Origin of the sequence: Natrialba swarupiae (genome assembly GCF_008245225.1) — an archaeon.
Taxonomy (GTDB): Archaea; Halobacteriota; Halobacteria; order Halobacteriales; family Natrialbaceae; genus Natrarchaeobius; species Natrarchaeobius swarupiae.
This window is the reverse complement of record NZ_VTAW01000001.1, coordinates 223,073-247,213: the sequence shown is the minus strand read 5'-3', so window position 1 is coordinate 247,213 and position 24,141 is coordinate 223,073. Positions and strand designations below refer to the sequence as shown.

Below are 24,141 nucleotides of genomic sequence, written 5' to 3'. Positions count from 1 at the left end.
TCGAGTCGTCGGTCGGAAACCGGGTCGGCCGACGGCGGTCGGGAGATCGACCGAACGAGGTGTGTCAGGAACTCTCCTCGTCTTTGAGCTCTGCGAGTTCGGCCTCGACTTCGCTGTCGTCGACGTCCGCCTCGAGATCCTCGAGTTCGGACTCATCGACGTCCGCTTCGACGTCCGGCTCCGTCGCCGGTTCGGGCTCGGATTCGGACCCCTCCGCACCGACGTCGGATTTGAGCGTCTCGAGTTCGGCTTCGACGCCGCTGTCGGTCGAGAGCTCCTCGAGTTCGCGATCGATCGAGTCCTTATCGGAGAGGACGTTGTCGAACGCGCCGGACTCGTGGAGTTCGTCGAGCGCCGCGGAGCGGGCTTCCATGTCTTCGGTCTGTTCTTCGGCGCGTTCGATCGCACGGCCGACGTCCTCGAACTCCTCGCCCGTCGCCGTCATCGCTTCCGACACGGTCGAACTCGCCTCGGCGGCCTCGTAGCGGGCTTTCATCGTCTCCTTTTTCGTGCGGAACTCCTCGATACGGGCCTGGAGCTCGTCTTTTTGCTCGATCAGACTGTCCTGTTGGCTCTGAAGCTCCGAGATCTGTCGGTCCAGATCCTCGATCTGGTTCATCTTCGTCTTCTTTTTCTCCAGTGCGCGCCGTGCGAGGTCCTCTCGGTCCTGCTGGACGGCCGTGCGAGCCTGCTCGTTGTGTTTCTCGACGTTTTCCTCGAGGCGGCGTTTCTGCATCTCGAGGCGCTTTTTCTGCGTGGTGAGGTCGGCGATACCGCGTTTGACCTCCTGGAGCTGGTCGCGCATCTGCTCGTAGGAGTAGTCGAGCGTTTCGGTCGGGTCCTCGGCCCGGTTGAGGATGGAGTTGATTTTCGACCGGATGACGTAGGAGGTCCGAGAGAGGATGCCCATACTCGTACGTATCGCTCGTCACCCTTAAAAACATCACATCAACGACAGTCCACCTGCCTCGACGCTCAGCGACCGTCCTCGTTCGGGTCGTACTGAACGGCGTCGCCGTCGACCGCCGGCGCACCGAGTGCGATCACCTCGACCGCAGTCTCGGCGTCGTCGGGGTTGTACGCTCGGTGGGGCGCTCCCGGCTGCGCCGCGAACGCCGCCCCCGCTGGAACCGTAAACTCCCCCTCGGGAGTCTCTACGTGAAGAACGCCCGACTGGACGACGAACGCCTCCGCCTGGATCTCGTGGTAGTGGTAGGCGAGTGGGATCTGTTCGCCCGGCTCCGCACGAAAGCAGTTGATCGCGAGTTGCTCGAGACCCGCGGGTTCGCTCAGCTTCCGGCAGTCACACGGTCGGTCGTCTTCGGGCTCGAGGCCCTCCGGGTCGACGACGGCGTAGTCCATGCGTGATACTTACTCTCCGTGTGCAAAAAACGGCGTGTCACCCGTCTCGAGTCGACCTGCACAGCGCCGGCTCAGGTCGTTCGGAACGCCCGGTCGCCGGCGTCGCCAAGTCCGGGGACGATGAACCCGTCCTCGTCGAGGTAGTCGTCGATCGAGACCGTAAGCAGGTCGGCCTCGGGAACCGACTCGGAGACCCGGAGCAGTCCGTCGGGTGCTGAGACCGCCGAGAGAACGATCAGGTTCTCCGGCTCGGTGGAGTTCTCGACGACGTGATCGAGCACCGTACACATCGTACTGCCCGTCGCGAGCATCGGATCGGCGACGATCACCGTGTCCTCCTCGTGGATCTCGGGGAGTTTGACGTAGTCGACGGTGATCGGGAACGAGCCGTCCTCCGCTCGGCCAGCTTCCTCGTCGCGGCTCGCGCTGATGACGCCCTGTCGTGCGCGGGGGAACGCCTTCAACAGCCCCTCGACGAACGGCGTCGCGGCGCGCAAGACGTTGATGATGACGACGTCGTCGAGTCCGCGGACGCGCTCGCCCATCGTCGGCTCGAGGGGCGTCTCGATCTCGACGTACTCGGTTTCCATTCGGCCATCGATGATCTCGTAGCCACAGATGCGCCCGAGTTTGACGAGCCCCTTTCGGAAGCTGACCTGTTCTGTTTCGACGTCTCGGATGCGTGAGAGCGTGTCTTTCGCCAGTCCGTGCGTGATGAGATACGCGTTCTCCCGGTTCTCGATCGGCATACTCGTACAGGCTGTCGCCGGATAGTTCACGTTATCGATCGGCATCCGTCAGCGAAGAAGTTTATACCGATCCACACCGTACGGGTCGGCCAGCCGAATGGAAGAGAGCATCTCGGGATTCAAGATTCGCGGTGATTGGGGCGACGTCGTCGAACACGGCGAACGCATCACGCAGGCGCTCCGGGAACACAGCGTCGACGATCCCGGCCGCGGCGGCGAGGCTCATCTGGCCAGTGCGTTCGAGGAGTGGGACGAGTGGCGGCCGAAAGCCCACGAAACCCTGGAAGCGGACGTCAGCGAGAAGACAGCCGATCAGGCGAGCGTCGAGGAAGGAAAGGGCGAGAAAGCCGGCAAAGGGCCCGACGAGGACATCAAGACCGCCGGCGAGAAACTCTCGGAGTCCTACGAGCAACTCGAGGAGGACGACCCCGACGCGGCGGTCGACAACTGGAAGGAGTCGATCGACTACGTCGCGCGGGCGGCCGACTCCGCGGGCCGGAAGGCGCTGCGGCGAGTCGAGGACACCGTCTACCAGAACGTGATGACACAGCTCGCACCGTACTACTTCGACAACGAACTCGTCAGTGCGAACATCCAGCAGTCGACGCGAAACGGCGACGCCGGGGAACAGTTCGTCTTCGAAGTCAACGTCAACGACGACGAGCTCAAAGAGAAGGTCTCGGATCGCCTCGCCGAGTACGACGACGAGATCGACCGCTGGCACGTCGAAGTCGAGAAAGATACCGACGCCGCCGAAGCGATCGAAGGCGCCGAACCGCCGCCGGAGCCGGAGCCGGAGGACAACTCGCGGTCGACGACGAACTGAGTTCGGTCCCGCCCGACGAGGTGCCGTTCGCTTCGGCGAGTACAGGTCGGCACACACTTGTAGGACCCGCCAGTAGGAACTCCGTAGATGGTCGAGATCGCGACGATCGCGACGTTTCTGGTCGCTGCGCTGGCCAGCCTGTTTATGGCGTGGGCGATCGGTGCCGGCTCGAGCGGCTCCACCCCGTTCGCGCCGGCGGTCGGTGCGAACGCGATCTCGGTGATGCGTGCGGGCTTTCTCGTTGGCATTCTCGGATTCGCCGGTGCGGTGTTACAGGGTGCGAACGTCTCCGAAGCGGTGGGGACGGAGCTGATCGGCGGCGTTACGCTGTCGCCGATGGCGGCGACGATCGCGCTGGTGATCGCGGCCGTCCTCGTCGCGATCGGCGTCTTCGCGGGGTATCCGATAGCGACGGCGTTTACGGTGACTGGGGCGGTCGTCGGCGTCGGCCTCGCGATGGGAGGCGATCCGGCCTGGCCGAAGTACGCCGAGATCGCCACACTGTGGATTCTGACGCCGTTCGTCGGCGGCGGACTCGCCTACGGTATCGCCAGAACGCTTCGGGCCGAGCCGATCTCGGAGCAGTATCTCATCGTCGTTCTCGCTGCGCTCGTCGGCGTCCTCGTCGCGAACATCGAGTTCGCCGTCCTCGGCCCAGCCGACGGCGGCGCATCGATCGCACAGGCAACCGGCGGCTGGCTTCCCGGACCGGCGTTCGTCGGTGTCGTCACCGCGACGACCGTGATGGCGGCGATCTGGGGGGGAGCGATCGCGATCGATCTCGAAAACGGAGTCGAACGGGGCGAGCGACACTTCCTGTTGATACTGGGCGGGCTGGTCGCCTTCTCTGCAGGCGGCAGCCAGGTTGGGCTGGCGATCGGTCCGCTGATTCCGTTGTCGGGCGACGTCGGAGTCTCCCTGCTCGCCCTGTTGTTCGGCGGCGGCTTCGGGCTCTTACTGGGGTCGTGGACCGGTGCGCCCCGGATGATCAAGGCGATCTCGCAGGACTACTCCTCGCTCGGCCCGCGCCGGTCGATCGCGGCACTCATCCCCTCGTTTATTATCGCACAGACCGCCGTCCTCTTTGGCATCCCCGTTTCGTTCAACGAGATCATCGTCAGTTCGATCATCGGCAGCGGCTACGCCGCGGCGGGCGGCGGCGGCGTCAGCGCGCGCAAGATGGGGTATACGGTGCTGGCGTGGGTGCTCTCGCTGGCCGGCTCGATCGTCGTCTCCTACGTCGGCTACCTCGCGTTCGCGACGCTGCTGTTCTGACGCGCTCGCCGATTCACCGTAACACACATCCGGCGGCTGTCGGTACGTTTCGTATGAACTCGAGTGAGTTCCTGCGATTCCTCACGGCGACCGTCGCGCTGTGTGCGGTGGCGCTCGTGATCGCGACGGCCGTGACCCCTCCCGATCCGTTCTCGCTGATCGGCGTCGCACTTCCGCTGGTGGTGCTCTCCCTAGTCGTCTCGTACGTACTCGTTTACCGGGTCGGTTTGGGCCGACTCGAGTCGGGTGCCTGATCGGTTCCTCAAGGACGTCCGCTCGAGCGGTCGGACGAGGGGACATCGAACGGTCTTTACCCGATCGAACCCGAGAACGGGTATGGGAGCGGACGCGACCGGAAATTCGAACGATCCGAACACGATCCAGTGGCGACGCGACGGCTCGACGTCGACGGCCGTTCGACTCTGCTGGTCGCTCGGCGTCGGCACGTTCTTCGCGGCAATCTCGATCGTCGCGCTCTGGCGAGTGTACGATTTCGCCGGACAGGCCTGGCCCCAACTCCAGCCGCTCATCCTCGCTCTCCTCGGCGCACTCGCCGTCACGGTCATCGCGATTGCGGTCGTCAAGGACTCGACGGGGCGTGCGGTGGACGCCGCCGTCGGGACGGTCGTCATGGCTGGGATCATCGTCGCGTTAATGCTGGCCGGCAGAGTCGCGGAAGGCAGCGCCGCGTTGGGACCACTCGGTGCCAGTCCGTTCACCGCTATGGCGACGCTGCTGATGCCGTTCGCGTTCGTCGCGCTCGTACTCTCCTCGTTTCTTCGGTCGGCCGGTGCCGTCGACCGGGATGCGGAGACGCTGTATCTCTCCGACCCCGACCTGGCGATCGACCTCGAGACGATCGATCGCGTCTCCGTCTGGGAGGTCGGCGGCGTGACCGTCCTCAACCTGCGGTACGCACAGCCGGGCGGGGAGTACGTTCCGGGACCACGGCGTCTCGTCGTACCGCCGACGATTGCCGCGGAGATCGAAGCGGCCGTCGACTCGAGTCGGTGATCCGCGGTCGGATTTCTAAGCGGCAAAAGACCTATCGCCCCGACGGACATCCGTCCCGATATGGACGACGGAATTGCCATCGACTTCGGTGAGACCGGACTCGTGCCCGCCGTCGCACAGGACGCCGAGACCGGCGAGGTGTTGATGCTCGCCTACGTCTCCCCCGAGGCGCTCGAGCGAACCCGCGAGACGGGGCGAGCACACTACTACTCGCGGAGCCGCGAGGAGCTGTGGGAGAAAGGGAAGACGAGCGGTCACGTCCAGGCGGTCCAGGAGGTCCGAGTGGACTGTGACGCCGATACCCTCCTCTACGTCGTCGACCAGGAAGGCGGCGCGTGTCATACGGGCCACAAGTCGTGTTTCTACCGGACGGTCGAAGGCGAGAACGTCGGCGAGATGGTGTTCGATCCGGACGCGGTGTACGAGAGCTAGCCCATGAGCGAACGCGCCCACTCACCCGGTTCGAACGCGAGCGACGGTGACCGGGACGGGTCGACGCCGCTTGCGGAACTCGAGGCGGCCCGCGAACGGTTCGACCGGATCGAGCGCGAGATCGACGACCACGGCGGCCGGGGAGTCGAGGACGCGACCGACGCAGTCGAGGACGCAGCCGACGCCTACCGGACCGCGACGGATCTGCTCGAGACGTACGTCGATCGGGCGACCGGCACCGGGCGTGAAAACTTCAAAGCATACGTCCAACTCGAGGGCCAGTTCGCCACGCTCGTCGATAGGTTACCCGACGATCTCGAGGGACGCAGCGCCTTCGAGGACGCACTCGAGGCGATCGACAAGCGCCGGCTGAGCGAGTCGGACTTCGAGCGGGCACACGCCGCCCTCGAACCCGCCTCCCGGTACGCCGAACTGGTCGACGATCGCGAGCACGCACGCGAGGCGCTGGACGAGGCCCGAACGGAAGCGAGCAAACGGCTCCGGGAGATCGACGACGAGATCGACGAGCACGAACGGTTACTCGAACTGTCGACAGCCGACCTCGACGCGCCGGTCGACCGTCTACGAGAGCCGATCGACCGCTACAACGAGGCGATCCGTGAGGCGTTCGCGGAGTACCGCCTCGAGGCCTCCGCTCGCGAGGTGTTCGCCCTCCTCGAGCGGAGCCGGTGGTACCCGTTCGTCGGGTACGATCGACCGCCCGAGGACCTGCGGGAGTACGTCGTCGAGAGTTCCGACGGCGAGTACACGATCCCCGAGTTGCTCGAGTACGCCGACTACTCGCGGTCGAAACTCTCGCACTACGTCGAGGATGCAGACGTCCTCAAACGACGGGTCGCGACCCAGCAGACCTACCTCGACGGGATCGACGCCGAGGCGCTGACTATCGAGTGGCCACCGGACGAGGCCGAGGTGTTGTGCCGGCGGACGCGGGAGATCCGACCCTTCGTCGCCCGCGTCGCTGACGAGGAGACCGTCGCTGCGCTCCGGACGGTTCGCCTACTTACGTACGACGACGAGTACGATCGGCTCCAGACCGCAGCGCAGGCGGTCGCCCAGCTCACGCCCGAGGAACGTGACCGCCTCGCGTCCGGTCGCGTCGAGGACGAACTCGAGGCGTTGCGGACCGAACGCGAGGAACTCGAGGCGGCGCTCGAGGTCGACGACCCCATCTAAGACGGGCTACTGTCCGTCAGCGCCGGCACGCCCACCTGGGGGTCGCGAGTATGGCGCGACATCGCGATCGACCGAATCGACTCGAACCGCTCGAGAACTCGGTCGTCGATCACCGAAACGCTGCGTACGGTTCCGTCGAACGGCCCACGAACGGACGGAAAGAACGACTGTCGGTAGAGACGCGTGGCCGCGGTCAGGCCCTCGATTTCGCGTCCTCGAGTGTCTCGTACATCCCATCGGCGAGTTCCGTCGCCCGGTCTTCGTCGCGGGCCTCGGCGTAGACCCGCACGAGCGGTTCGGTGCCGGAGGGGCGGGCGAGCACCCAGGCGTCGCCGTAGTCGAGCCGGTAGCCGTCGCGAGTGTTGAGTTCGGCGTCGGCACCCTTGGCGTGGTTCGCGGCGGCGTCGAGCATCGCGTCGCGTTCGGCGGTCGAACTGTAGGAGACGTTCCGACGGACGTTCGCGTAGCCGTCGTAGGGGGAAACGATCTCGCTGACCGGCTGCTCGGCGACGAGTTCGAGAAACCGCGCGGCGGTGAACGCGCCGTCTCGGGAGAGACGAAACTCCGGGAAGAAGATCCCGCCGTTGCCCTCGCCCGCGATCGGCACCCGCTCGCCCGTTGCCTCGAGTTCCCTGATTCGGGTGATGATGTTCGTCGAGCCGATCGGCGTCAACTCGAGTTCCGCGCCGACGTCGGTGACGACGTCGACGAGCCGCTGGGAGACGTTGACCGCCGAGACGGCCGTCTCGCCGGCCTCGAGTTCGGCCGCCGCCAGGGCGGCGAGGGTGGCATCACCCTGGACGTACTCGCCGTCTTCGTCGAAGAAGATGGCCCGGTCGGCGTCGCCGTCGTGAGCGATCCCGACGTCGGCGTCGGTCGCCCGGACGAGTCGCCCGAGATCCTCGAGGTTGTCGACGACTGGCTCCGGATCGCGGCCGGGAAAGTGGCCGTCCGGCTGTCCGTTGACCGTGACGACCCGACAGCCCAGTTCGCGGAAGAACTCGGGGCTCGTCAGCGAGCCCGCGCCGTGACCGGGGTCGAGTGCGACGGTCAACTCGGCGTCGGCGATCGACGCACGGTCGACCGACGCGAGCAGTTCGTCGACGTAGTCGTCGGTGACGCCGTCGACGGTTCGGACGCGTCCCGTCTCGTCCCAAGGTGCGACTGCAAACCCCTCCGCGAGCAGCGTCTCTTCGATTCGCTCGAGGTCGGAAACGGCGAGTTCGACGCCGTCAGCGCCGACGAGTTTGATCCCGTTGTACTGCGGCGGGTTGTGCGAAGCAGTCACGACGATCACCGGCACGCTCTCTCGCTCGGCGTAATACTGCGCGCCGGGCGTCGGGAGCGTCCCCAGTCGGTCGACGTCGGTTCCGGTGCTCGCGAGCCCGCTCGCGACCGCATCGGCCAGCATCCGACCGGTGGCGCGCGTATCGCGCGCGATAGCCACCCGATCGACCCCCCAGGCCGTCCCCGCCGCTTTCGCGACGCGCAGGACGAACGCGGGCGTCAGCTCCTCGTTTGCGACACCCCGTGTCCCGCTCGAACCGAACACTTCCATCGATCCCTAGTCCGACGGGATCCCCCAAAGGGGTTCCGAAGCCGACAGGGGCGTACAGACGGAACGTTTTCGGCCCGCGACCGCGAGCATCCCGTATGGATTCGATCGAGGAGAAACGCGTCTTCGGCGACCGATCGGGCGCACTCGAGGTCTACGTCGCGAGTTCGATCGGCGTCGTCCGCGTCCGCGTCGCCGGCGACACCGTCGGCGAGTTCGGTCTCTGTGAGCGCTGTGACACGCGAGACGTCGCCGCGACCGCCGACTCGGTCGCGATCGCGACCGACGAGGACGTCCGCGTCCTCGAGGGTGAAACCAGAACAGACGGTACCGGCGGCTCCGACGGAGAGTTCGTCGACACCGGGTTCGGTCCGGCGGTCGCCGTCGGCTCCGACGGGACGGCGCTGCTGGCCGCCGACGCCGAGGGAAGGGTCGCTCGCCGGAGTGCAGACGGCGCGTGGACGGATCTGACAAACGAACTCGACGCGACGGTCCAGGCGATCGACGGCGACTTCGTCGCGACCGCCGGCGGCGTCTACCGCGTCCACGACGGCAAACTCACAGACGCCGGGTTGACCGACGCACGCGACGTCGACGAAGCCGGGACACCGCTCGTCGCGACCGCGGCCGGCCTCTTCAGGCTCGGAAACGGCTGGATGACGGAGATCGAGGGATCGTTCGAGGCGGTCGCCGTGGCGCCCGACGGTTCGCCGGCACACTCGAGGCGCGCGTACGCCGTCTCGACCGACGCCGTCTACGCGTTCGACGGCGAGGAGTGGGACGAAGTCCCTTCCCCCGACGGTCGGATCGTCGCCGTCGACTACGGCGAGGCGGTCTACGCCGTCACCGAGGACGGAACGTTCCTCGCCGCGACGGACGACGTCGAAACGAACGGCTGGCGCGAGCACGTCCTCGGCGTTCGCGATGTCGCAGGGCTCGCCGCCGTGTCGCCTCGCTCGTCGGAGTGAACGAACCGAAACCGCCCGGTACGCTTCGGCCGAGCGAACGAGACAGAACGGAAACCCGTTTTACCCCGCGCGCTGTGGATTCGAGTATGATCGTCAGTGGATCCGCGTCGCAGTCGCTTTCGGCGGCGCTCGCGCGGGAGCTCGAGGAACCGCTCGCGCCCGTCGAGTACGACCGCTTTCCCGACGGCGAACTGTTCGCGACCGTCCCCGAGATCGAGGGTCGGACGCGAGCGATCGTCGTCGCCTCGACCGTCTCGAGCGACGCCCACCTCGAGTTGTTGCTCTTACAGGACGCCGTTCGCGAGGCCGACGTCGACGAGGTCGTCACGATCCTGCCGTACATGGGGTACGGCCGACAGGATGAGGCGTTCGAGTCGGGCGAGCCGGTCTCCGCCCGGGCGGTCGCTCGTGCGATCTCGACCGGTACGGATCGCGTGCTGACCGTCAACCCCCACGAGCGAGCGATCTGTGAGTTCTTCGAGCCGACGGCAACCGCGGTCGACGCGGCCGGACGGCTCGCCGATCCGCTCCCGACCGATCTCGTCGATCCAGTTTTCCTCTCGCCCGACGCGGGAGCGATCTCCCTCGCGGAGACCGTCCGGGACGCCTACGGCGGCGGTGAGACGGACTACTTCGAGAAGACCCGACACTCCGGCACCGAGGTCGAAATTTCGCCGAGCGACGTCGACGTCACCGACCGGGACGTCGTGGTCGCCGACGACATCATCGCGACCGGAACGACGATGAGCGAGGCCGTCGCCGTCCTCCGCGAGCGCGGCGTCGGCCGCGTCTTCGTCACCTGTGTCCACCCCCTTCTGGCACAAAACGCGTACGCGAAGCTCTCTCGAGCGGGCGTCGAGGCGATATACGGGACGGATACCATCGAGCGAGAAGCCAGCGCGGTCTCGGTCGCACCGGAGCTGGCGACACGCCTGTAGCGTCAGATCTCCCACCCCCGTTTCACTGTCGTCGATCTCGCATGGAAAAATGTCACACTGTTAAGTGACATCGATACCCTGATCTACGTAGGATCGAGTCGACACCCCCGGTCGACCGCGGCGATCGAACGCAGCAGTCGCAGACAGATGCACGGAATTGTCCACAAGACGCTAAAGGAGTACGTCGTCGAACGGACGGACGAGGCCTCCTGGAACGCTATCGTCGAGCGTGCGGGCCTCGAGCCGTCGCTGTACCTGCCGGTCTCTCACTACGACGACGCCGAGTTCGAGGCGATCCTCGAGACGCTGTCGGCCGTCGCCGTCCAGGAGCGCGCGCAGATCGAACGTTCCTTCGGGCGGATGCTCGCCCCCGCCCTCCTGTCGACGTTCAACGCCCACGTACGCGCTGACTGGGGGCTCTCCGAACTGCTCGAGCACCTCGAGTCGATCACGAACGCGGTCGACGACGCCGCCGAGGAGACGTCGGTTCCGGAACTCACCTATCGGCGCGACGGCGACGATCTCCTCGTCACCTACCGCTCCCCGCGCTGGTATCCCGACGTCGCTTACGGCGTTCTGGAGGGCGTCGTCGGCGAGTTCGACGCCGATGCAACGGTCGCACTCGAGGACCGGGACGACGCGGAGGGCGTCTGTACGTTCCGGGTTCGACTCGGGTGACGGATCTGGTACCGAACCGGTGTTAGCGTGATCGACCGCACTCTCGGCCCGTGACGGCCACGATCACGGCGACGACGAGCGCGACGAGCGCCGCGCTCACCCCGAAGCCGGAGATCGAATCGACCTCGAGAGCCGTCGATGCCTCGGAGACGGTCGCGGTCGTCGAGACGTCGCCGATCGCGATCTCGTAGCGTCCCTCGTCGTCGAAACTGAGTTCGGTCTCGAGGGTCTCGGTCTCGCCGGGTTCGACGCCGACCAGGTGGCGGTCGACGACGCCGTCGTACGTCCGAACCTCGAGGACCGCGGCCGCGGGCCGGTCGTCCCCGCTCTCGGCGATCGCCGTCATCGTCACCGTCTCGCCGGGTTCGACCGTCTCGGGATCGACCGAGAGATCCGAGACGACGACGCTCGAGGACGGACGCACGAGGGCGGTCAGCCGTTCGGAGCCGACCCGAAGGTCGTACGTGCCAGCTTCCGTCGGCGTCCAGGTGAGGCGCTCGGTCGTTTCCTCTCCCGCGGCGAGCGTCGACTGCCTGTAGTCTGCGACCTCGCCGTCGACCGCGAGGGTCGCATCGGACGTTCCGTCCCGGTCGCCGTCGTTTTCGACCGCGACGGGGACGACTACGGGTTCGTCTACCGGCACCGCGATCGTGTCGCCGTCACCGTACTCGGTGGCCCACGGTTCGCCAGCCACCTCGATCGGTTCGTCGTCGAATCCGTAGGCGAACGTTGCCCCCTCGAGGCCGAAGGCGTCGCCGTGGTCGTCCTGGCTCCACATCGTCGGCGTCTCGGACGTTCGCGTATACTGCTCGGCGACCGACCGCGTCTCGGAGCCACCCGCGTCCTCGAGCAACGCGAGGAACTCGGTCTCGGTCAGCGCCCCTTCGTGGGCGTTCATCAGCCGGAAGGCGTCGACGAGCGTGCGGTCGCCGTCGGTCTCGAGGCGAAGCGTTCGATCGATCTCGCCGTAGACGAGTCGGCCCTTCACGTAGTCCGTTCGGTCGTCCGCCCAGGAGTCGGGATCGACGAGGACGCCGTCGGCGTACGGCGACCGTTCGCCGGCCTCGAGGTGGCGACTGAACTCGTCGAACTCGATCGATCCCCGTTCGAACGAGAGGAGACCGGCGTAGTACTCCGGCTGGGCCTCGATCAGCCACTCGGTTCCCGTGGGAACGTCCGAGTCGACCCCGTCGTAGCCCTGGCGAACGTGAACGTACTCGTGAAGCCAGACGTTCCCCGGATCCTCGAGTGAGGCGTCGGCGACGACCCAGGCGTCGCCCTCGCCGTACTGGAGGCCCTCTGGCCCCCAGTCGACGTCGGTCGGGACGGCGACGACGAACGTCTCCTCGCTTACAGCCCCGACGTCGAGTCGCTGGCTCGCGTACGCGAGCGTCTCGAGAACGTCGGCCGGATCCTCCTCGAGATCCGCCGCCTCGGGGACGATCACCCTGATCGTCTCTCCACGGAACTCCGTCCGGTGTTCGACGACCTCGCCGAAAAAGGCGATGTCGCCGCCGGTCGCCCCCGGACCGTCGACGGTCACCGTCTCGTCGTGGCCGACGGACTCCGTCTGTCGAAGCGTGATGTCGATGCCGGGGACCTGGACGATCCCCCACTCGCCGGTGTCGACGAAGCTGTAGCCGTCCGGGGCTCCCGCCCGGTCGTGCATCCGCGGCCCGTCGGCTGCGTGGTGGCCAACGTCACCCGTTCGGTTCGCCGGCATCGTAAACCGCACGACCGGTTCGTCGGTCTCGCCGGTCCACCGAAGCGTGCCGTCGTCGGCTTCTTCGAAGCCGTCTGCCGTCTCGATCTCGGCCCGACTATCCAGGCCGATCTCGAGGTCGACGACGGCATCGGGTATCTGAAATCGTTTCTCGGTCTCGAACGTCCCCGGTTGCTCGGGGAGGTGTCGAAGGGTCGTCGTCCGGTAGAGGACGTCCTCGGCGTCGCCACTCGAGGCGGCCGCGGCCTCGACGGTGTGCGATGGCGTGCTGTCCCCACCAGTGCCGAGGGCCGCACCGGCGACACCGGCCGGGAGCGATCCCACCAGCAACACGACGAACGCGAAGACGACGAACCGATGGGTCATCACAGACGCTAGGTCAGCCGATCGGCATGACTGTTGTGATATTCGAACACCCAGAATAATTGAATCATTTGTGGGCGTGAAACTGAGTCTCGAAACCGCCCGACACCAACCCCGATCGGACCGTCACGGACGGACTGCAACGCGTCTGTCCCGGTCGACCTCGAGGCGATCGACCGGCAATCGGTCATCGCAAACCGCCTCATACTGACTGCTGTAAGTCCGTACCGGGGCAACCGCGCCTCGCCTTGCAGTTGCCCCGGTGAATAGTTACAGCAATCCGTCTCAATCGTCGAACCCCGGATGGAACGCCTGGTAGAACTCCTCGTAACTGAGGAACTCGTCGACCCGGTCGTGAACCGAGTCGGTGTACTCCTCGACCTGTTCGACGACCGCTGGATCGGGATCGTACTCGAGGTTCTCGTAGAACACCGATTCGACTCCGAGCCCCTTCAAGACGAGATAGTACAGGTAGTAGTTGTTCAGGTCCGTTCCGGTCCGCGTCAGCGTCGCCCGCGTCTGGGGGGCACAGAATCCCGACGCCCGGTAGGTGTCGACCTGCTGGATCGGACCGGGGTTGACCTCGCGGGCGTCCTCCCAGAACGCCGTCATCCCCGAATTGTACTTGTAGTAGAGACTCACGAAGTCGTAAATCTCCTCCCAGGTCGCGAGCGTCGTCTCGTTGAACAGCTCCCGGAGCCCCTGGTGGTTGACCCGGCCGTGCATCCCGAGGAACGTCGCGAGCCGATCGGCGAGCCTGGCCGACGTCGTCAGCGCCGTCGACTGGAGCGGTTCGACGAACCCGACCGCGTTCCCGACGGCGAGACAGTTTCCCTTCCAGGGCGACTCGAGGACGCCCGATTCGAAGCGATAGCGACGGATCTCGTCGGGGTCGATCTCTTCCGGTCGCGTCTCGAGGAACTCCGCGACGGCGTCGTCGTCGGAGACGTGATCGGAGGAGTAGACGTATCCCAGGTCGCGAACGTCGACCGTATCGATCTGCCAGAACCAGCCCGCCTCGCCGCTGGTCACGATGGTCGCGGACTCGATGTCGGAAAGCGGGAGATCGGTGGTCGCGACGACCGCCGAGTCGACCGGCAGATCGAACTCCCGCATCGGCACCTCGAGTTCGTCCATCAGCATCCGTCTGAACCCCGACGCGTCGATGTAGAGGTCGGCGTCGTAGCTCCCGTCGCTGCCTGCAACCCGTTCGATCCACCCGTCGGTAGCCGTCACCTCGTCGATCCGGTCGTTGATCAACTCGACGCCACGTTCCCCGCAGATCGTCCGGAGAAACCGGTTGAAGCTGTTCGAATTGAAGTGATAGGAGGCGTCCGGGAGCCCCTTCTGGATGTTGAAGACGTCCTGCTGATCGATGACCATCGGTGACTTCCCGACGGTCTCGGCGAGTTCGTTGTACACCGTCGTGTACTCGTCCTCCTGATACCGATAGTAGAACTCGTCGAACACCGGCTCGTTCTCGGCGCTCAGCCCTTCGTCTTGGACCGTCGGATCGACCCAGTTGCCCGCCTCCTCCTGGCGGACCGTCGGAAGCGGTTTGCCGAGCGGGCTGTGGAACTCCTGTCCACACCAGTCTTTCAGGTACACCGTCGTCTTGAACCCGAGTTTCACCTCCTCGACCAACCGGGTCGGCGTGATCTCGAGGCGGTCGTGGAGGAACGTCTGGAGGAACTGGAGGGTGCTCTTGCCGACCTCCGGGACGGTTTCGTCGAAGTCGTCGACGACGAAGATGTCGACTCCGTCGAGCCCCTTCTCGAGTGCGAGCGCCGTCATCAACCCGGCGTCCCCGCCTCCGACGACGCCGATCGACCCGATCTGCGTTCCGTCATAATCGTTTGCCATACTCTTGTGAGAGAATGAGTGGCATGACGGTCGTATAAACGCAACGAAAATTTCCCGGCGGCGTCGTGCTAACGAAACGCGACTGCTCTCTCCCGGCTCCACTCGAGTCGTGAGGACCGGCTACCCGCACACGCACCGACGGGAAAACACAGCAGCAGAGAAAACGCCTCGCTGGATCAGTCCGACGCTTCGACAGCAGCCAGCGGCTCGACCGCGATCGGTGCATCCACCTTTTTCCGCTCGGGTCGCTCACAGAGCGACCACTCACGCAAAAATCTGGACCAAAAAACGGACCGGTCGGCGTCGCCTCCCGGTCCGTAAACCGGCTCGCTTCGCTCCCCGGATCAGTCCGACGCTTCGACAGCAGCCAGCGGCTCGACCGCGATCGTCATCGTCACGTCTTCAACGTCCCACTCCTTGCGGTGGCCGTCCTCGAGGTCGCGGATCTCGTCGGCGCGGACCTCCTCGCGAACGAGATCCTCGCGCTCGGCGACCAGATTCGCAACGCGATCGTCGCCGATCTCGAGGTCGAGTACGATCCGCTGTTCGACGTCGAGTTCGAGTTCCTTGCGCATCTCCTGAACTCGACGGATGACCTCGCGAGCGTAGCCCTCGCTTTCGATGTCCTCGGTCAGCGAGGCGTCGACGTAGACCACGCCGTGGTCGTCGCCGTCGAACCCGAACGGCGTCCCCGCGATCTCCTCGGGCGTCTCGGTGACAAAGGAGACCATCGACTCCTCGAGTTGTGCTCGCGGCTCATCGCCGCTCGCATCTTCCGCGGAGCGTTGCTCCGCGCTCTCGTCGTCCTCGAGTACGTCCGCGACGGCCGCCTCGAGGGCCTCGAGGGTCGGCTCGTCGATACGTGCCTCGTTGAGCGCGTTCATCACCTCGCCGGCGCGGCCGCCAAAGGCAGGGCCGAGTTTGCTCATGTCGGCCTCGGCGCTGTAGGCGAGTTCCTCCCAGCGATCCTCGGCGGAGACGAGTTCGATCTCGCGGGCGTTGAGTCGCTCCGCGAGCAGATCGCTGTGACGCTCGACGGCCTCGACGACGCGGTCGTCGTCCGCCGCGACCACGACGCGTGGGACGGGCCACCGGAGCTTCCGGCCAGCCTGCTGGCGGGCGTTCGCACCCGCCTCCTCGATCGCCCGCAAGTGCTCGACGTCCACTTCGAGTCGGTCGTCCTCCCAGTACTCCTCGACCTCGGGCCAGTCTTCCATGTGGACGGTGTCGTGTCCGCTCTCACCCGTGAGGACGCCGTAGATCTCCTCGCTGGCGAACGGCGCGTATGGCGCGAGCAAGACGACCGACTCCCGGAGAACGTGGTAGATCGTCGCGTAGGCGGCCCGTTTCGAGGCGCTGTCCTCTTCGTCCCACATGCGCTCGCGGACCGCCTGGATATAAAATCGTGAGACGTCCTCGACGACGAACTCGAGTAGCGCCTCGAGCGCGCGGTCCTGGCGGAACTCCTCGAGTTCGGCGGTCATCTCGGCTTTCGTCGACTGGAGCCGGGCGAGGACCCACTCGTCTAAGGGCTGGAGATCGGCATCGACCTCCTCGAGGGTCGTCCGCTCCGGATCGAACTCGTCCAACCGCATGTACGGAAGCGGGAACCGGAAGACGTTCCACAGCGTCCGGAGGTGGTTCTCCATCGTCTGCATACCATCCCACGAAAAGCGCATGTCGTCGCCCTGGGGGTTGTTCGACAGGAGGAACAGCCGCATGACGTCCCGGCCGTGGCGGTCGATGGCCTCGTGTGGATCGATCAGAATGTCCCTGGACTTGCTCATCGCGCGGCCATCGGGCATGAGTGCGTGGCCGTGCATCAACACCTGCTCGTAGGGGCTCTCACCCAGCGCCGCGGTGCCCATTCCGAGCTGGGACCAGAACCAGCCACGGGTCTGGTCGTGGGCCTCGAGGATGAGGTCAGCAGGCCAGAGCTCGTCGAACCGGCTGTCGTCCGCGGGGAAGTCCAGGGTGCCCCACGACGCCACGGAGGAGTCGAGCCAGACGTCGAAGACGTCGGGAACGCGCGTGTAGGTGGTCCCGCCCTCGGTGATCGTGAGACCGTCGACGGTGTCCTTGTGGAGGTCGACCGTCTCGGGATCGATATCCTGATCGACCCGTTCGGCGAGCTCCTCGCGGTCACCGACGACGATGCGATCCTGGTCGTCATCACGGTCCTCTGGCGTCCACACCGGGAGTGGAATCCCCCAGTAGCGCTGGCGGGAGACGTTCCAGTCCGGCGCGTCCTCGACGAAGTCCCGGAACCGGTTGTCGCGGGCCCAATCGGGGTGCCACTCGCTGTCCTCGATATTGTCGAGCAGTTCGTCTTTGACGTCCGTGATCGTGATGAACCACTGGTCGGTGACGACCTGAATGATGCCCGTATCACACCGCCAGCAGTGGCCGTAGCTGTGGTCGGTCGCTCCCGAGGCGAGCATCGCACCCTCGCTCTCGAGGTCGGCGATGATCTCCTCGTTTGCGTCTTTGACGAACTGGCCGGCGTACGTTCCGCCCTCCTCGGTGTAAGTGCCGTCTTCCCCGACGGGACAGAACGGCTCGAAGCCCAGCTCACGGCCGCGCTCGAAGTCCTCCTCACCGTGGCCAGGTGCGGAGTGGACCAGTCCAGTACCGTCGCCGTGGGTGTCGACGTAGTCGGCGGCGTAGACCTCGAGGGTTCCCTCGCCGTCGACGTGGTCGGGGACCTGCTCGGCGAGTGGGTGTTCGTAGGACCAGCCGGTCATCTCCTCGCCAGTGAGTTCCTCGACCACCTCGTAGTCCTCGTAGCGACCCTCCTTCAGGACCGCCTCGTGTTTGGCTTCGGCGATGTAGAGTAACTCCTCGTCGCCGTCTTTTTCCGCACGGACGCCGACGTACTCGCCCTCGGGATCGACGGCAACGAAGGTGTTCGCCGGGATCGTCCACGGCGTGGTCGTCCAGATGACGACCGATCCATCGCGGTCGGCGAGGTCGAACGTGACGTAGATCGAGGGGTCCTCGACGTCGTCGTACTCGACTTCGTTGTTCGCCAGCCCGGTCTCACACCGGGGACACCACGAGATCGATCGTTTCCCTTTTTCGACGAGACCACGCTCGGCGGCCTTCGAAAAGCCCCACCAGGCGGCTTCCATGTACTCGGGTGACACCGTCCTATAGGGATCGTCCCAGTCCATCCAAACGCCGAAATCCTGAAAGTCAGACTGCAGGCCCTCGAGCTGTTCGTCGGCGTACTCCTTGCACTCCTGGATGAAGTTCTCCTCGCCGAACTCCTCGATGTCCTTCTTGTTCTCGAAGCCCAGCCGTTCCTCGACGCGGGTTTCGATCGGAAGCCCGTGCATGTCGTAGCCCGGCCGGTCCGTGACGTCGTACCCCTGCATCCGCAGAAACCGCAGGTAGACGTCCTTCAGGGACTTGTTCCAGGTCGTCCCCATGTGCGCGGAGCCGGAGGTGTACGGCGGGCCGTCGACGAAGAAGTAGGTTTCACCGTCCGATCGGTGCTCGACCGTCTGCTCGTAGGCGTCGACGTCGTCCCAGTAGTCGAAGATCCGCCCCTCGAGTTCGTGCGGATCGTACTGGTCGTCGACCTCGGCGAACCTGTCCATACGTGAGGTGATTCGCTCCGAGAGTAAAGGGGAATCGGTCCTGTGCTAGACCGTTACGTCCGGTGTGAACTCGAGAGAGCGGTGGTGCTTGCGGTACAGCAGCCGATCGTCGACTCGAATCGGTTACCGGCGCCCACTCGAGACGAGCACTCGAGCGAGGACTTTCTTGTACGCCAGGCCGTAGACGCCGGCGTAGAGCATGATTGCACCGATGGCGGCGAGCCAGAGGGCACTCATGAGTTCTCCGCTTCCGAGGTGCTGGACGCTTGCGTACTCCGCGGCGATTCCGCCAGCGGTCAGGACGCCTGCGAGAATCGTATAGACGAGCAACGGGAACAGTTCTGCGAGTAGTTCGGGCGCAGACGATGTCATTACCGTCGAGAAGCCACCCGAACAAGGTAAACTTGTCCCTCCGACGACCGGTTCGAACTGCGCCATCTCCCTCGCTCGAGATCCAACCGCGGTTCGCATCCCCGTCCGATCAGGCGTCCTGGACCTGGCGCAACACGTCGGGTGCGTCCTCGAGTGCGTCGTCTAAGGCGTCGACGTCGGGGCCACCACCCTGTGCAAAATCTGGCGGCCCGCCACCGCCGCCGCCGACTTTGGCGGCGAGTTCGCCGACAACTTCGCCGGCGTTGACCCCAATACCGTCGGGCACGGAGACGACGAACTGCGCGCCGCTCGCCCCGCTACCGAGGACAGCGATGGTACCTTCCTCGCTGATCGCGTTTGCGGTCGCACGCAGTTCGTCCATGTCGGCGTCGATCCGGTCGACGACCGCCGACGCGTCGCCGACGTCGACCTCCTCGGCGTCGCCACCGCCGCCGGCGCGGGCCGCGGCGAGTTGTTCTTTCAGCTCCTCGATGCGCTTGCCGCGGTCTTTCCACTCCTCGAAGAACCGTTCCGCGGTCGCGGGAACGTCCTCCGGCGAGACGTCGAGGATCTCGGCTGCCTCGTAGAGGGCGTCCTCGTTCTCCTGGGTACCCTCGAGGGCGGCTTCGCCGGCGGCGAACGTGATGCGCTCGACGCCGTCCTGGACGCGCTCCGTGTTCAGAACCTTGATCGCGCCGATGTCGCCGGTCCGGGCGACGTGGGTGCCGCCACAGGCCTGGACGTCCTCGGCGACGTGGATGAGCCGAATCTGTTCGCCCGGCGGGATCCCGCCCTGGTAGAGCCCGAAGCCGTGTTCGGCCTCGGCTTCGTGGCGGTCCGGCCACTCCTGGGTGACCGATGTGTTCTCCATGACGATCTCGTTGGCGACGCGTTCGATCGTTTTGATCGTCTCCCGGTCGATCCGGTCGTAGTGGCGGAGGTCGATCCGCGAGGAGTCGACGCCCTTCTGTGCGCCGGCCTGGCGGACGTGGTCGCCGAGTACCTCGCGGGCGGCGTGGATGACGATGTGGGTCGCCGTGTGGTGGCGCATCAGCTGTCTGCGACGGGCGGTGTCGACCCGTCCGTTGACGAAGTCGCCTTTGCCCGGATCCTCGTCGGTTCGGTGGAGGACGACGCCGTCTTCGATCTGGACATCCCTCACCTCGACGGAGATGTCGTCGGTCGAGAGCGTCCCCGTGTCCGCAGGCTGACCACCGCCTTCGGGATAGAACATCGTCTGATCGAGGACGACATCGTACCCCTCCTCGCGCTCGAAGACGTCCAGAACGACCGCTTCGAACTGCGTTCGCTGCTGGTCGTCATAGTAGAGTTTCTCCGTCTTGGGGAGGTCCTCGAACCGTTCGTCGGCCTCGTCGGCCGTCTCCTCACCGGTGTCGGGGGTGTCGTGGCGCTGGGCGACGAGGCTGTAGAAATCGTCGGGAACGGCGACGTCTGCGCCTGCTTCGGCAGCGATCTCCTCGACCATATCGGGCTGGATGCCGTGGGAGTCGTAGAGTTCGATGAGTTCGTCGGTCGGAATCGGCTCGTCTCTTTTGGCGTACTCCTCGGCCAGCTGTTCGACGCGACGGCCGCCCCGTTCCAAGGTCTCGCGGTACTTCTCGACCTCGGTACGGACGATATCGCGGATCGTATCGCGGTTCTCGTAGCCCAGCCGTTCGGCCTGCATGTCGACGAGTTCGTCCAGCGGCGCGTCGACGCCGACGTTGTCACAGAGTCGTTTCGTTCGACGAAGGACCATCCGGGCGAGATAGCCCGTCCCGACGTTCGAGGGGACGATACCGTCACCGAGCATGTACGCGAGGGTGCGACAGTGGTCGGCGATGGCGTAAACGTCCTCTAAGGGCTCGACGAGGTCGCGCAGTTCGTCGACGGAGACGCCCAGCTGATCGGCGATGTCGCCACGGGCAGCCTCGACATCGTCGACGTCGTCGATGTCCAGATTGCCTGAGAGGCGGGCGGCACGGCCGACGAGTTCCGACTCCTCGTCGGTGTGGGAGATTCCCGCGTTGTCCCGCAGGAACGCGATCATCTCGGGGTAGATCGCCTCGTACACCGTTGGCGTCCCCTGGCTCATCCAGGTCCAACGCTCTAACCCGTAGCCCGTGTCGACGATGTACGTGTCCATGAACGAGTAGGTGTTCCCGTCTTTGAGTTCGTACTCGCCGTCGGGGTCCTGCTCCATGCACATGAAGACCAGCGTCGCGAGCTCGAGCCCGCGGTAGATAACCTCGATCGCGGGGCCGGCGTTGCCGCCGCCGACCCACGGGTCCTCGATGTAGGTGACGTCGGTGATGTCCGCGCCAAGCGACTCGAGCAGTTCGTCACAGAGTTCGACGGTCCGGCTCTTCCAGTAGACTTCGCCCTCGTAGGCGTAGGCGTCGCCGACCTCCTCCTGGGCGTTGAACGCGTGATGAGCCATCATCTCGAAGGCCATCGTGTGCCGACCCGTCTTGCCGACGTTGTCGATGTCCTGCATCCGGATGCAGGGCTGAGAGACCGTAAGCGGGTTCGCCGGTGGCGGCGTCTCGCCGCTGGTCACGAGCGGCTGGAAATCGTAGATCGACGCCTGCGTGAGCAAGACGTCGTCGCGCCAGCGGTTGGCCGCGACGGGGTAGGGCTCGATGCGCTCGTGGTCGTGGTCCTCGAAAAAGGAGAGAAACACCTCGCGCATCTCCTCGAGACTGTACTCCTCGTCGAAGCCCGGGTTGTCGATGAAGTCGTACTCCTCACACGGCGGTTCGCCACAGGTCACCCGGTCCTCGTCGCGCGTCCAGAAGTGATTCCCACACTCGGGACACTCCTTTCGCACGAATCCTTCCTCCTCGAAGTACTCGAGTCGGTATTCGTCCGCCAGTTCGCTCATTGTACGTCTATTGACCAGCCAGCGCCTAAAACAGTTCCGTAACGTTCAGCCGGCGAGGATCGACCCAGCGGCTGGGCGTCTCGCAAGCACGTGTCAAGACGATCGTCGAATCGATGATCGTTAGGAGACGAAAGTTTCCGGCAATCGCCCGCCCTCACGACTCGAAACGCCCAGCAGAATTTTATCGTGGTCATCCGGACAGTACGTACAGACGAACGAGTGGATCCGATGACATCGATGGTACACCCGACACCGCAGCCGCGGCCGCTTTTGATCCTCTACGTAGCCGCGACGGAAGCAGACGCCCGCGACGGAGCGGATGCGATCGAGTCGATTCGCGAAGGGCCGGAGCGGACGGTTCACCCGACGGCGTCAGTCGATCGCATCCGTGAGTGGACGCCGGAAGTCGACTGCGTCGTCTACGCGGGCTCGGTCGATCCGGACGACACCCGACTCTCCGAAGCTGTCGACGCCAGCGGGTCTACGCCGTTCATCCTCTACGCCGACGGACAGACGGCGTCCCGCTCGAGTGGCGGCGTCGACGGCTACGTTCGCCGGGGGACGGCGGACGCGCCTGTGCACCTGGTCGACGAGATCAGCTGGCACTGTCACGGCGACGGTCGGTCGAGAAACCCCCAGCTTCGCGACCGAGGGAGAGAGACGGGAACGGCTATCCTCGAGACGACGGCGGCCATCGCGACGTGTCGGGAACGCGACCGGCTGTTCGATCGGCTCGTCGACGGCACGGTCGACGTGCTCGGCTTCGAGTACTGCTGGGTCGCGACGATCAACTTCGGTGAACTCGTATCGCGTGCAGTCTCGTCGGCCGTCCCCGACGACCAACTCGGGTCGACGCCGCTCGACGACCCGCTCAGTGCAGCGTTCCGAGCCCGCCAGTCCATCCGAATCGCGGATGTCGACGAGCTCGAGGCGGTCGACCCCCCGTTCGAGCACGCCCGATCGCTGTGTTGCGTTCCGGTCGGCGACGTCGGCGTGCTCTACGTCGCCTCGGAGCTTCCCGACGCCTTCGACGCGACGGATCTCGCGTTGCTCGAGGGACTGTGTGAAACCGCCGAGTCGATCCTCGAGCGCAACTGGACCGAGACGGGGATCAGCAACGAGCGTGATCGGTTACAACGCGAACGCGACCGGATCGTCGAGCAGTACAACCGGCTCGTCAACGACCGAAACCGACTCGAGACCGACCGGAACGACCTCGTCTCGGTGGTCGCGAGCCTCTCCGAGCCGACGATCCGGTACGAACTCGAGGACGGCCGGGCGGTCGTCGCCGACGTCAACGATCCACACGAGGCAGTCTTCGGTGACGACGCCGAGGCGCTCACGGGCGTTCCGGTCGCCGAGTACGCGATCCCGAACGGCCTCATAGAGGAGCGAACCTCGTTGCGCGAGGCGGTCCAGGCGAACGAACAGCACAGACTCTCGTGTCGACGCGAGACCGTCGACGGCGTTCGCGAGTTCGTCCTGACGGTCGTTCCCCTCGAGACGGATGACGGAGACGGGTCGGGCGACGGGCTGTTGGTCCACGAGGACGTCACCGAATCGCGCCGTCGAAGACGGGAGTTGGCGGCCATCTCGGATCGACTCGAGACGATCGCCGAACTGGTCGAAGACGAGACGCGGACGCCGCTGAACGCCGCTCGAGGATATCTTGAACTCGCGGAGAAGACCGGCAGCCGCGAACACTTCGAGATGGTCGAGAACGCCCACGAACAACTCTCTGAGTTCTTCGAGGCGCTGACCGACGTCGCCGGGACCGACCTCGAGACGGAGCCGGCCGGGATCCGGGAGATGGCACACCGCGCGTGGATCGGTGCCGACACCGCGGACGCCAAACTCGTCACCGAAGACGACCTCCTCGTCGCGGCCGACCGCGAGCAGATGCGAGAGCTGTTCGAACACGTCCTCCAGGCGGCGATCGAGATCGAACACGCGAACACGCCGTCGTGGGTGAGCGCGGACGCCGCGGGTACCGTTACGGTCACCGTCGGCGCGACGGACGACGGCTTCTACGTCGCCGGACACCGGCCTAGCTCCGACGAGAACGGTCGAACCGACCCCAATGCCGAGTTGCTGGTCGACGCCGACGACACCGGCACCCAACTCGAGGTCGTCGAACGCGTCGCCGACGCCCACGGCTGGGACCTCGGCGTCGCCGAGGACGAGGACGGGACGGCGTTTGCGTTCCGCGGCGTCGACGCCATCGATACCTGAGATCGGTGTCGCGATTTCCAACGGACGATTCTCCGGCAACCCGACGAGCTACCCACCGTTCGTGACTCAAAACGGAGTTTGAGTCTTCGTCGCGGCTATGTAGACGGG

The 24,141-nt window shown here is 65.5% G+C and carries 19 protein-coding genes; 10 read left to right on the top strand and 9 right to left on the bottom strand.

The window, feature by feature from the left end; genetic code table 11:
* Positions 1-64: 64 nt before the first annotated feature.
* The 3 genes from FYC77_RS01200 to upp all read right to left on the bottom strand — a co-directional run bounded on the left by FYC77_RS01200 (position 65) and on the right by upp (position 2,111).
* The gene (locus FYC77_RS01200; RefSeq protein WP_149079671.1) at positions 65-910 is read right to left on the bottom strand and encodes a PspA/IM30 family protein; all 846 of its coding nucleotides are present in this window, start codon (positions 908-910) and stop codon (positions 65-67) included.
* A gap of 65 nt (positions 911-975) precedes the next feature.
* Complete coding sequence (locus FYC77_RS01195; protein WP_149079670.1) at positions 976-1,362, bottom strand: cupin domain-containing protein; 387 nt, start codon at positions 1,360-1,362, stop codon at positions 976-978.
* A gap of 71 nt (positions 1,363-1,433) precedes the next feature.
* On the bottom strand, positions 1,434-2,111 hold the full coding sequence (upp, locus tag FYC77_RS01190; protein ID WP_149079669.1) for a uracil phosphoribosyltransferase: 678 nt from the start codon (positions 2,109-2,111) through the stop codon (positions 1,434-1,436).
* Between the two features lie 97 nt (positions 2,112-2,208).
* Between upp and FYC77_RS01185 the strand changes: the two genes are divergently transcribed.
* From FYC77_RS01185 to FYC77_RS01160, 6 genes are all read left to right on the top strand, one after another.
* Positions 2,209-2,937 (top strand): DUF5828 family protein, encoded by a 729-nt coding sequence (locus FYC77_RS01185; protein ID WP_149079668.1) that lies wholly within the window; start codon positions 2,209-2,211, stop codon positions 2,935-2,937.
* A gap of 87 nt (positions 2,938-3,024) precedes the next feature.
* On the top strand, positions 3,025-4,212 hold the full coding sequence (locus FYC77_RS01180) for an inorganic phosphate transporter (protein ID WP_149079667.1): 1,188 nt from the start codon (positions 3,025-3,027) through the stop codon (positions 4,210-4,212).
* 53 nt (positions 4,213-4,265) lie between these two features.
* Positions 4,266-4,466, top strand: a complete 201-nt coding sequence (locus FYC77_RS01175) for a DUF7534 family protein (RefSeq protein WP_149079666.1) — start codon at positions 4,266-4,268, stop codon at positions 4,464-4,466.
* Between the two features lie 82 nt (positions 4,467-4,548).
* Positions 4,549-5,226 (top strand): hypothetical protein, encoded by a 678-nt coding sequence (locus tag FYC77_RS01170; RefSeq protein ID WP_149079665.1) that lies wholly within the window; start codon positions 4,549-4,551, stop codon positions 5,224-5,226.
* Between the two features lie 60 nt (positions 5,227-5,286).
* Entirely contained in the window at positions 5,287-5,658 is a 372-nt protein-coding gene (hisI, locus tag FYC77_RS01165) for a phosphoribosyl-AMP cyclohydrolase (RefSeq protein WP_149079664.1), read from the top strand.
* Between the two features lie 3 nt (positions 5,659-5,661).
* A complete protein-coding gene (locus tag FYC77_RS01160; RefSeq protein WP_149079663.1) occupies positions 5,662-6,855 on the top strand; it encodes a DUF7118 family protein in 1,194 nt (397 codons plus the stop codon).
* A gap of 193 nt (positions 6,856-7,048) precedes the next feature.
* On the opposite strand, the gene glmM is transcribed toward FYC77_RS01160, so the two are convergent.
* Positions 7,049-8,413 (bottom strand): phosphoglucosamine mutase, encoded by a 1,365-nt coding sequence (gene glmM / locus FYC77_RS01155; RefSeq protein ID WP_149079662.1) that lies wholly within the window; start codon positions 8,411-8,413, stop codon positions 7,049-7,051.
* A gap of 95 nt (positions 8,414-8,508) precedes the next feature.
* Between glmM and FYC77_RS01150 the strand changes: the two genes are divergently transcribed.
* The 3 genes from FYC77_RS01150 (at position 8,509) to FYC77_RS01140 (ending at position 10,994) form a co-directional block, all read left to right on the top strand.
* Entirely contained in the window at positions 8,509-9,378 is an 870-nt protein-coding gene (locus FYC77_RS01150; RefSeq protein WP_149079661.1) for an HVO_0234 family beta-propeller protein, read from the top strand.
* 86 nt (positions 9,379-9,464) lie between these two features.
* The gene (locus FYC77_RS01145) at positions 9,465-10,316 is read left to right on the top strand and encodes a ribose-phosphate diphosphokinase (RefSeq protein ID WP_149079660.1); all 852 of its coding nucleotides are present in this window, start codon (positions 9,465-9,467) and stop codon (positions 10,314-10,316) included.
* A gap of 147 nt (positions 10,317-10,463) precedes the next feature.
* A complete protein-coding gene (locus FYC77_RS01140; protein WP_149079659.1) occupies positions 10,464-10,994 on the top strand; it encodes a heme NO-binding domain-containing protein in 531 nt (176 codons plus the stop codon).
* 22 nt (positions 10,995-11,016) lie between these two features.
* Here the strand turns inward: FYC77_RS01140 and FYC77_RS01135 are convergent, their stop codons facing one another.
* From FYC77_RS01135 to alaS, 5 genes are all read right to left on the bottom strand, one after another.
* The gene (locus tag FYC77_RS01135; RefSeq protein ID WP_149079658.1) at positions 11,017-13,083 is read right to left on the bottom strand and encodes a CARDB domain-containing protein; all 2,067 of its coding nucleotides are present in this window, start codon (positions 13,081-13,083) and stop codon (positions 11,017-11,019) included.
* Positions 13,084-13,365: 282 nt separating this feature from the next.
* Positions 13,366-14,943: a tryptophan 7-halogenase gene (locus tag FYC77_RS01130; RefSeq protein ID WP_149079657.1), complete on the bottom strand. Its 1,578-nt coding sequence runs from the start codon at positions 14,941-14,943 to the stop codon at positions 13,366-13,368.
* Positions 14,944-15,287: 344 nt separating this feature from the next.
* Positions 15,288-18,545 carry an isoleucine--tRNA ligase gene (gene ileS / locus FYC77_RS01125; RefSeq protein WP_149079656.1) on the bottom strand — a complete coding sequence of 1,086 codons (3,258 nt, stop codon included), beginning with the start codon at positions 18,543-18,545 and terminating at the stop codon, positions 15,288-15,290.
* A gap of 123 nt (positions 18,546-18,668) precedes the next feature.
* The gene (locus tag FYC77_RS01120) at positions 18,669-18,917 is read right to left on the bottom strand and encodes a hypothetical protein (RefSeq protein WP_149079655.1); all 249 of its coding nucleotides are present in this window, start codon (positions 18,915-18,917) and stop codon (positions 18,669-18,671) included.
* Positions 18,918-19,026: 109 nt separating this feature from the next.
* Positions 19,027-21,801 carry an alanine--tRNA ligase gene (gene alaS, locus FYC77_RS01115; RefSeq protein WP_149079654.1) on the bottom strand — a complete coding sequence of 925 codons (2,775 nt, stop codon included), beginning with the start codon at positions 21,799-21,801 and terminating at the stop codon, positions 19,027-19,029.
* 228 nt (positions 21,802-22,029) lie between these two features.
* Here alaS and FYC77_RS01110 point away from each other — a divergent pair, with 228 nt between their 5' ends.
* A complete protein-coding gene (locus FYC77_RS01110) occupies positions 22,030-24,033 on the top strand; it encodes a GAF domain-containing protein (RefSeq protein ID WP_238386769.1) in 2,004 nt (667 codons plus the stop codon).
* The last annotated feature ends 108 nt before the right edge of the window (positions 24,034-24,141 follow it).

Coding starts and splice junctions, on each gene's coding strand:
- FYC77_RS01175 (WP_149079666.1), top strand. CDS start 4,266: ATGAACTCGAGTGAGTTCCTGCGATTCCTCACGGCGACCGTCGCGCTG.
- alaS (WP_149079654.1), bottom strand. CDS start 21,801: ATGAGCGAACTGGCGGACGAATACCGACTCGAGTACTTCGAGGAGGAA.
- FYC77_RS01120 (WP_149079655.1), bottom strand. CDS start 18,917: ATGACATCGTCTGCGCCCGAACTACTCGCAGAACTGTTCCCGTTGCTC.
- FYC77_RS01180 (WP_149079667.1), top strand. CDS start 3,025: ATGGTCGAGATCGCGACGATCGCGACGTTTCTGGTCGCTGCGCTGGCC.
- FYC77_RS01140 (WP_149079659.1), top strand. CDS start 10,464: ATGCACGGAATTGTCCACAAGACGCTAAAGGAGTACGTCGTCGAACGG.
- glmM (WP_149079662.1), bottom strand. CDS start 8,413: ATGGAAGTGTTCGGTTCGAGCGGGACACGGGGTGTCGCAAACGAGGAG.
- FYC77_RS01110 (WP_238386769.1), top strand. CDS start 22,030: ATGACATCGATGGTACACCCGACACCGCAGCCGCGGCCGCTTTTGATC.
- FYC77_RS01135 (WP_149079658.1), bottom strand. CDS start 13,083: ATGACCCATCGGTTCGTCGTCTTCGCGTTCGTCGTGTTGCTGGTGGGA.
- hisI (WP_149079664.1), top strand. CDS start 5,287: ATGGACGACGGAATTGCCATCGACTTCGGTGAGACCGGACTCGTGCCC.
- upp (WP_149079669.1), bottom strand. CDS start 2,111: ATGCCGATCGAGAACCGGGAGAACGCGTATCTCATCACGCACGGACTG.
- FYC77_RS01130 (WP_149079657.1), bottom strand. CDS start 14,943: ATGGCAAACGATTATGACGGAACGCAGATCGGGTCGATCGGCGTCGTC.
- FYC77_RS01195 (WP_149079670.1), bottom strand. CDS start 1,362: ATGGACTACGCCGTCGTCGACCCGGAGGGCCTCGAGCCCGAAGACGAC.
- ileS (WP_149079656.1), bottom strand. CDS start 18,545: ATGGACAGGTTCGCCGAGGTCGACGACCAGTACGATCCGCACGAACTC.
- FYC77_RS01150 (WP_149079661.1), top strand. CDS start 8,509: ATGGATTCGATCGAGGAGAAACGCGTCTTCGGCGACCGATCGGGCGCA.
- FYC77_RS01170 (WP_149079665.1), top strand. CDS start 4,549: ATGGGAGCGGACGCGACCGGAAATTCGAACGATCCGAACACGATCCAG.
- FYC77_RS01200 (WP_149079671.1), bottom strand. CDS start 910: ATGGGCATCCTCTCTCGGACCTCCTACGTCATCCGGTCGAAAATCAAC.
- FYC77_RS01185 (WP_149079668.1), top strand. CDS start 2,209: ATGGAAGAGAGCATCTCGGGATTCAAGATTCGCGGTGATTGGGGCGAC.
- FYC77_RS01160 (WP_149079663.1), top strand. CDS start 5,662: ATGAGCGAACGCGCCCACTCACCCGGTTCGAACGCGAGCGACGGTGAC.
- FYC77_RS01145 (WP_149079660.1), top strand. CDS start 9,465: ATGATCGTCAGTGGATCCGCGTCGCAGTCGCTTTCGGCGGCGCTCGCG.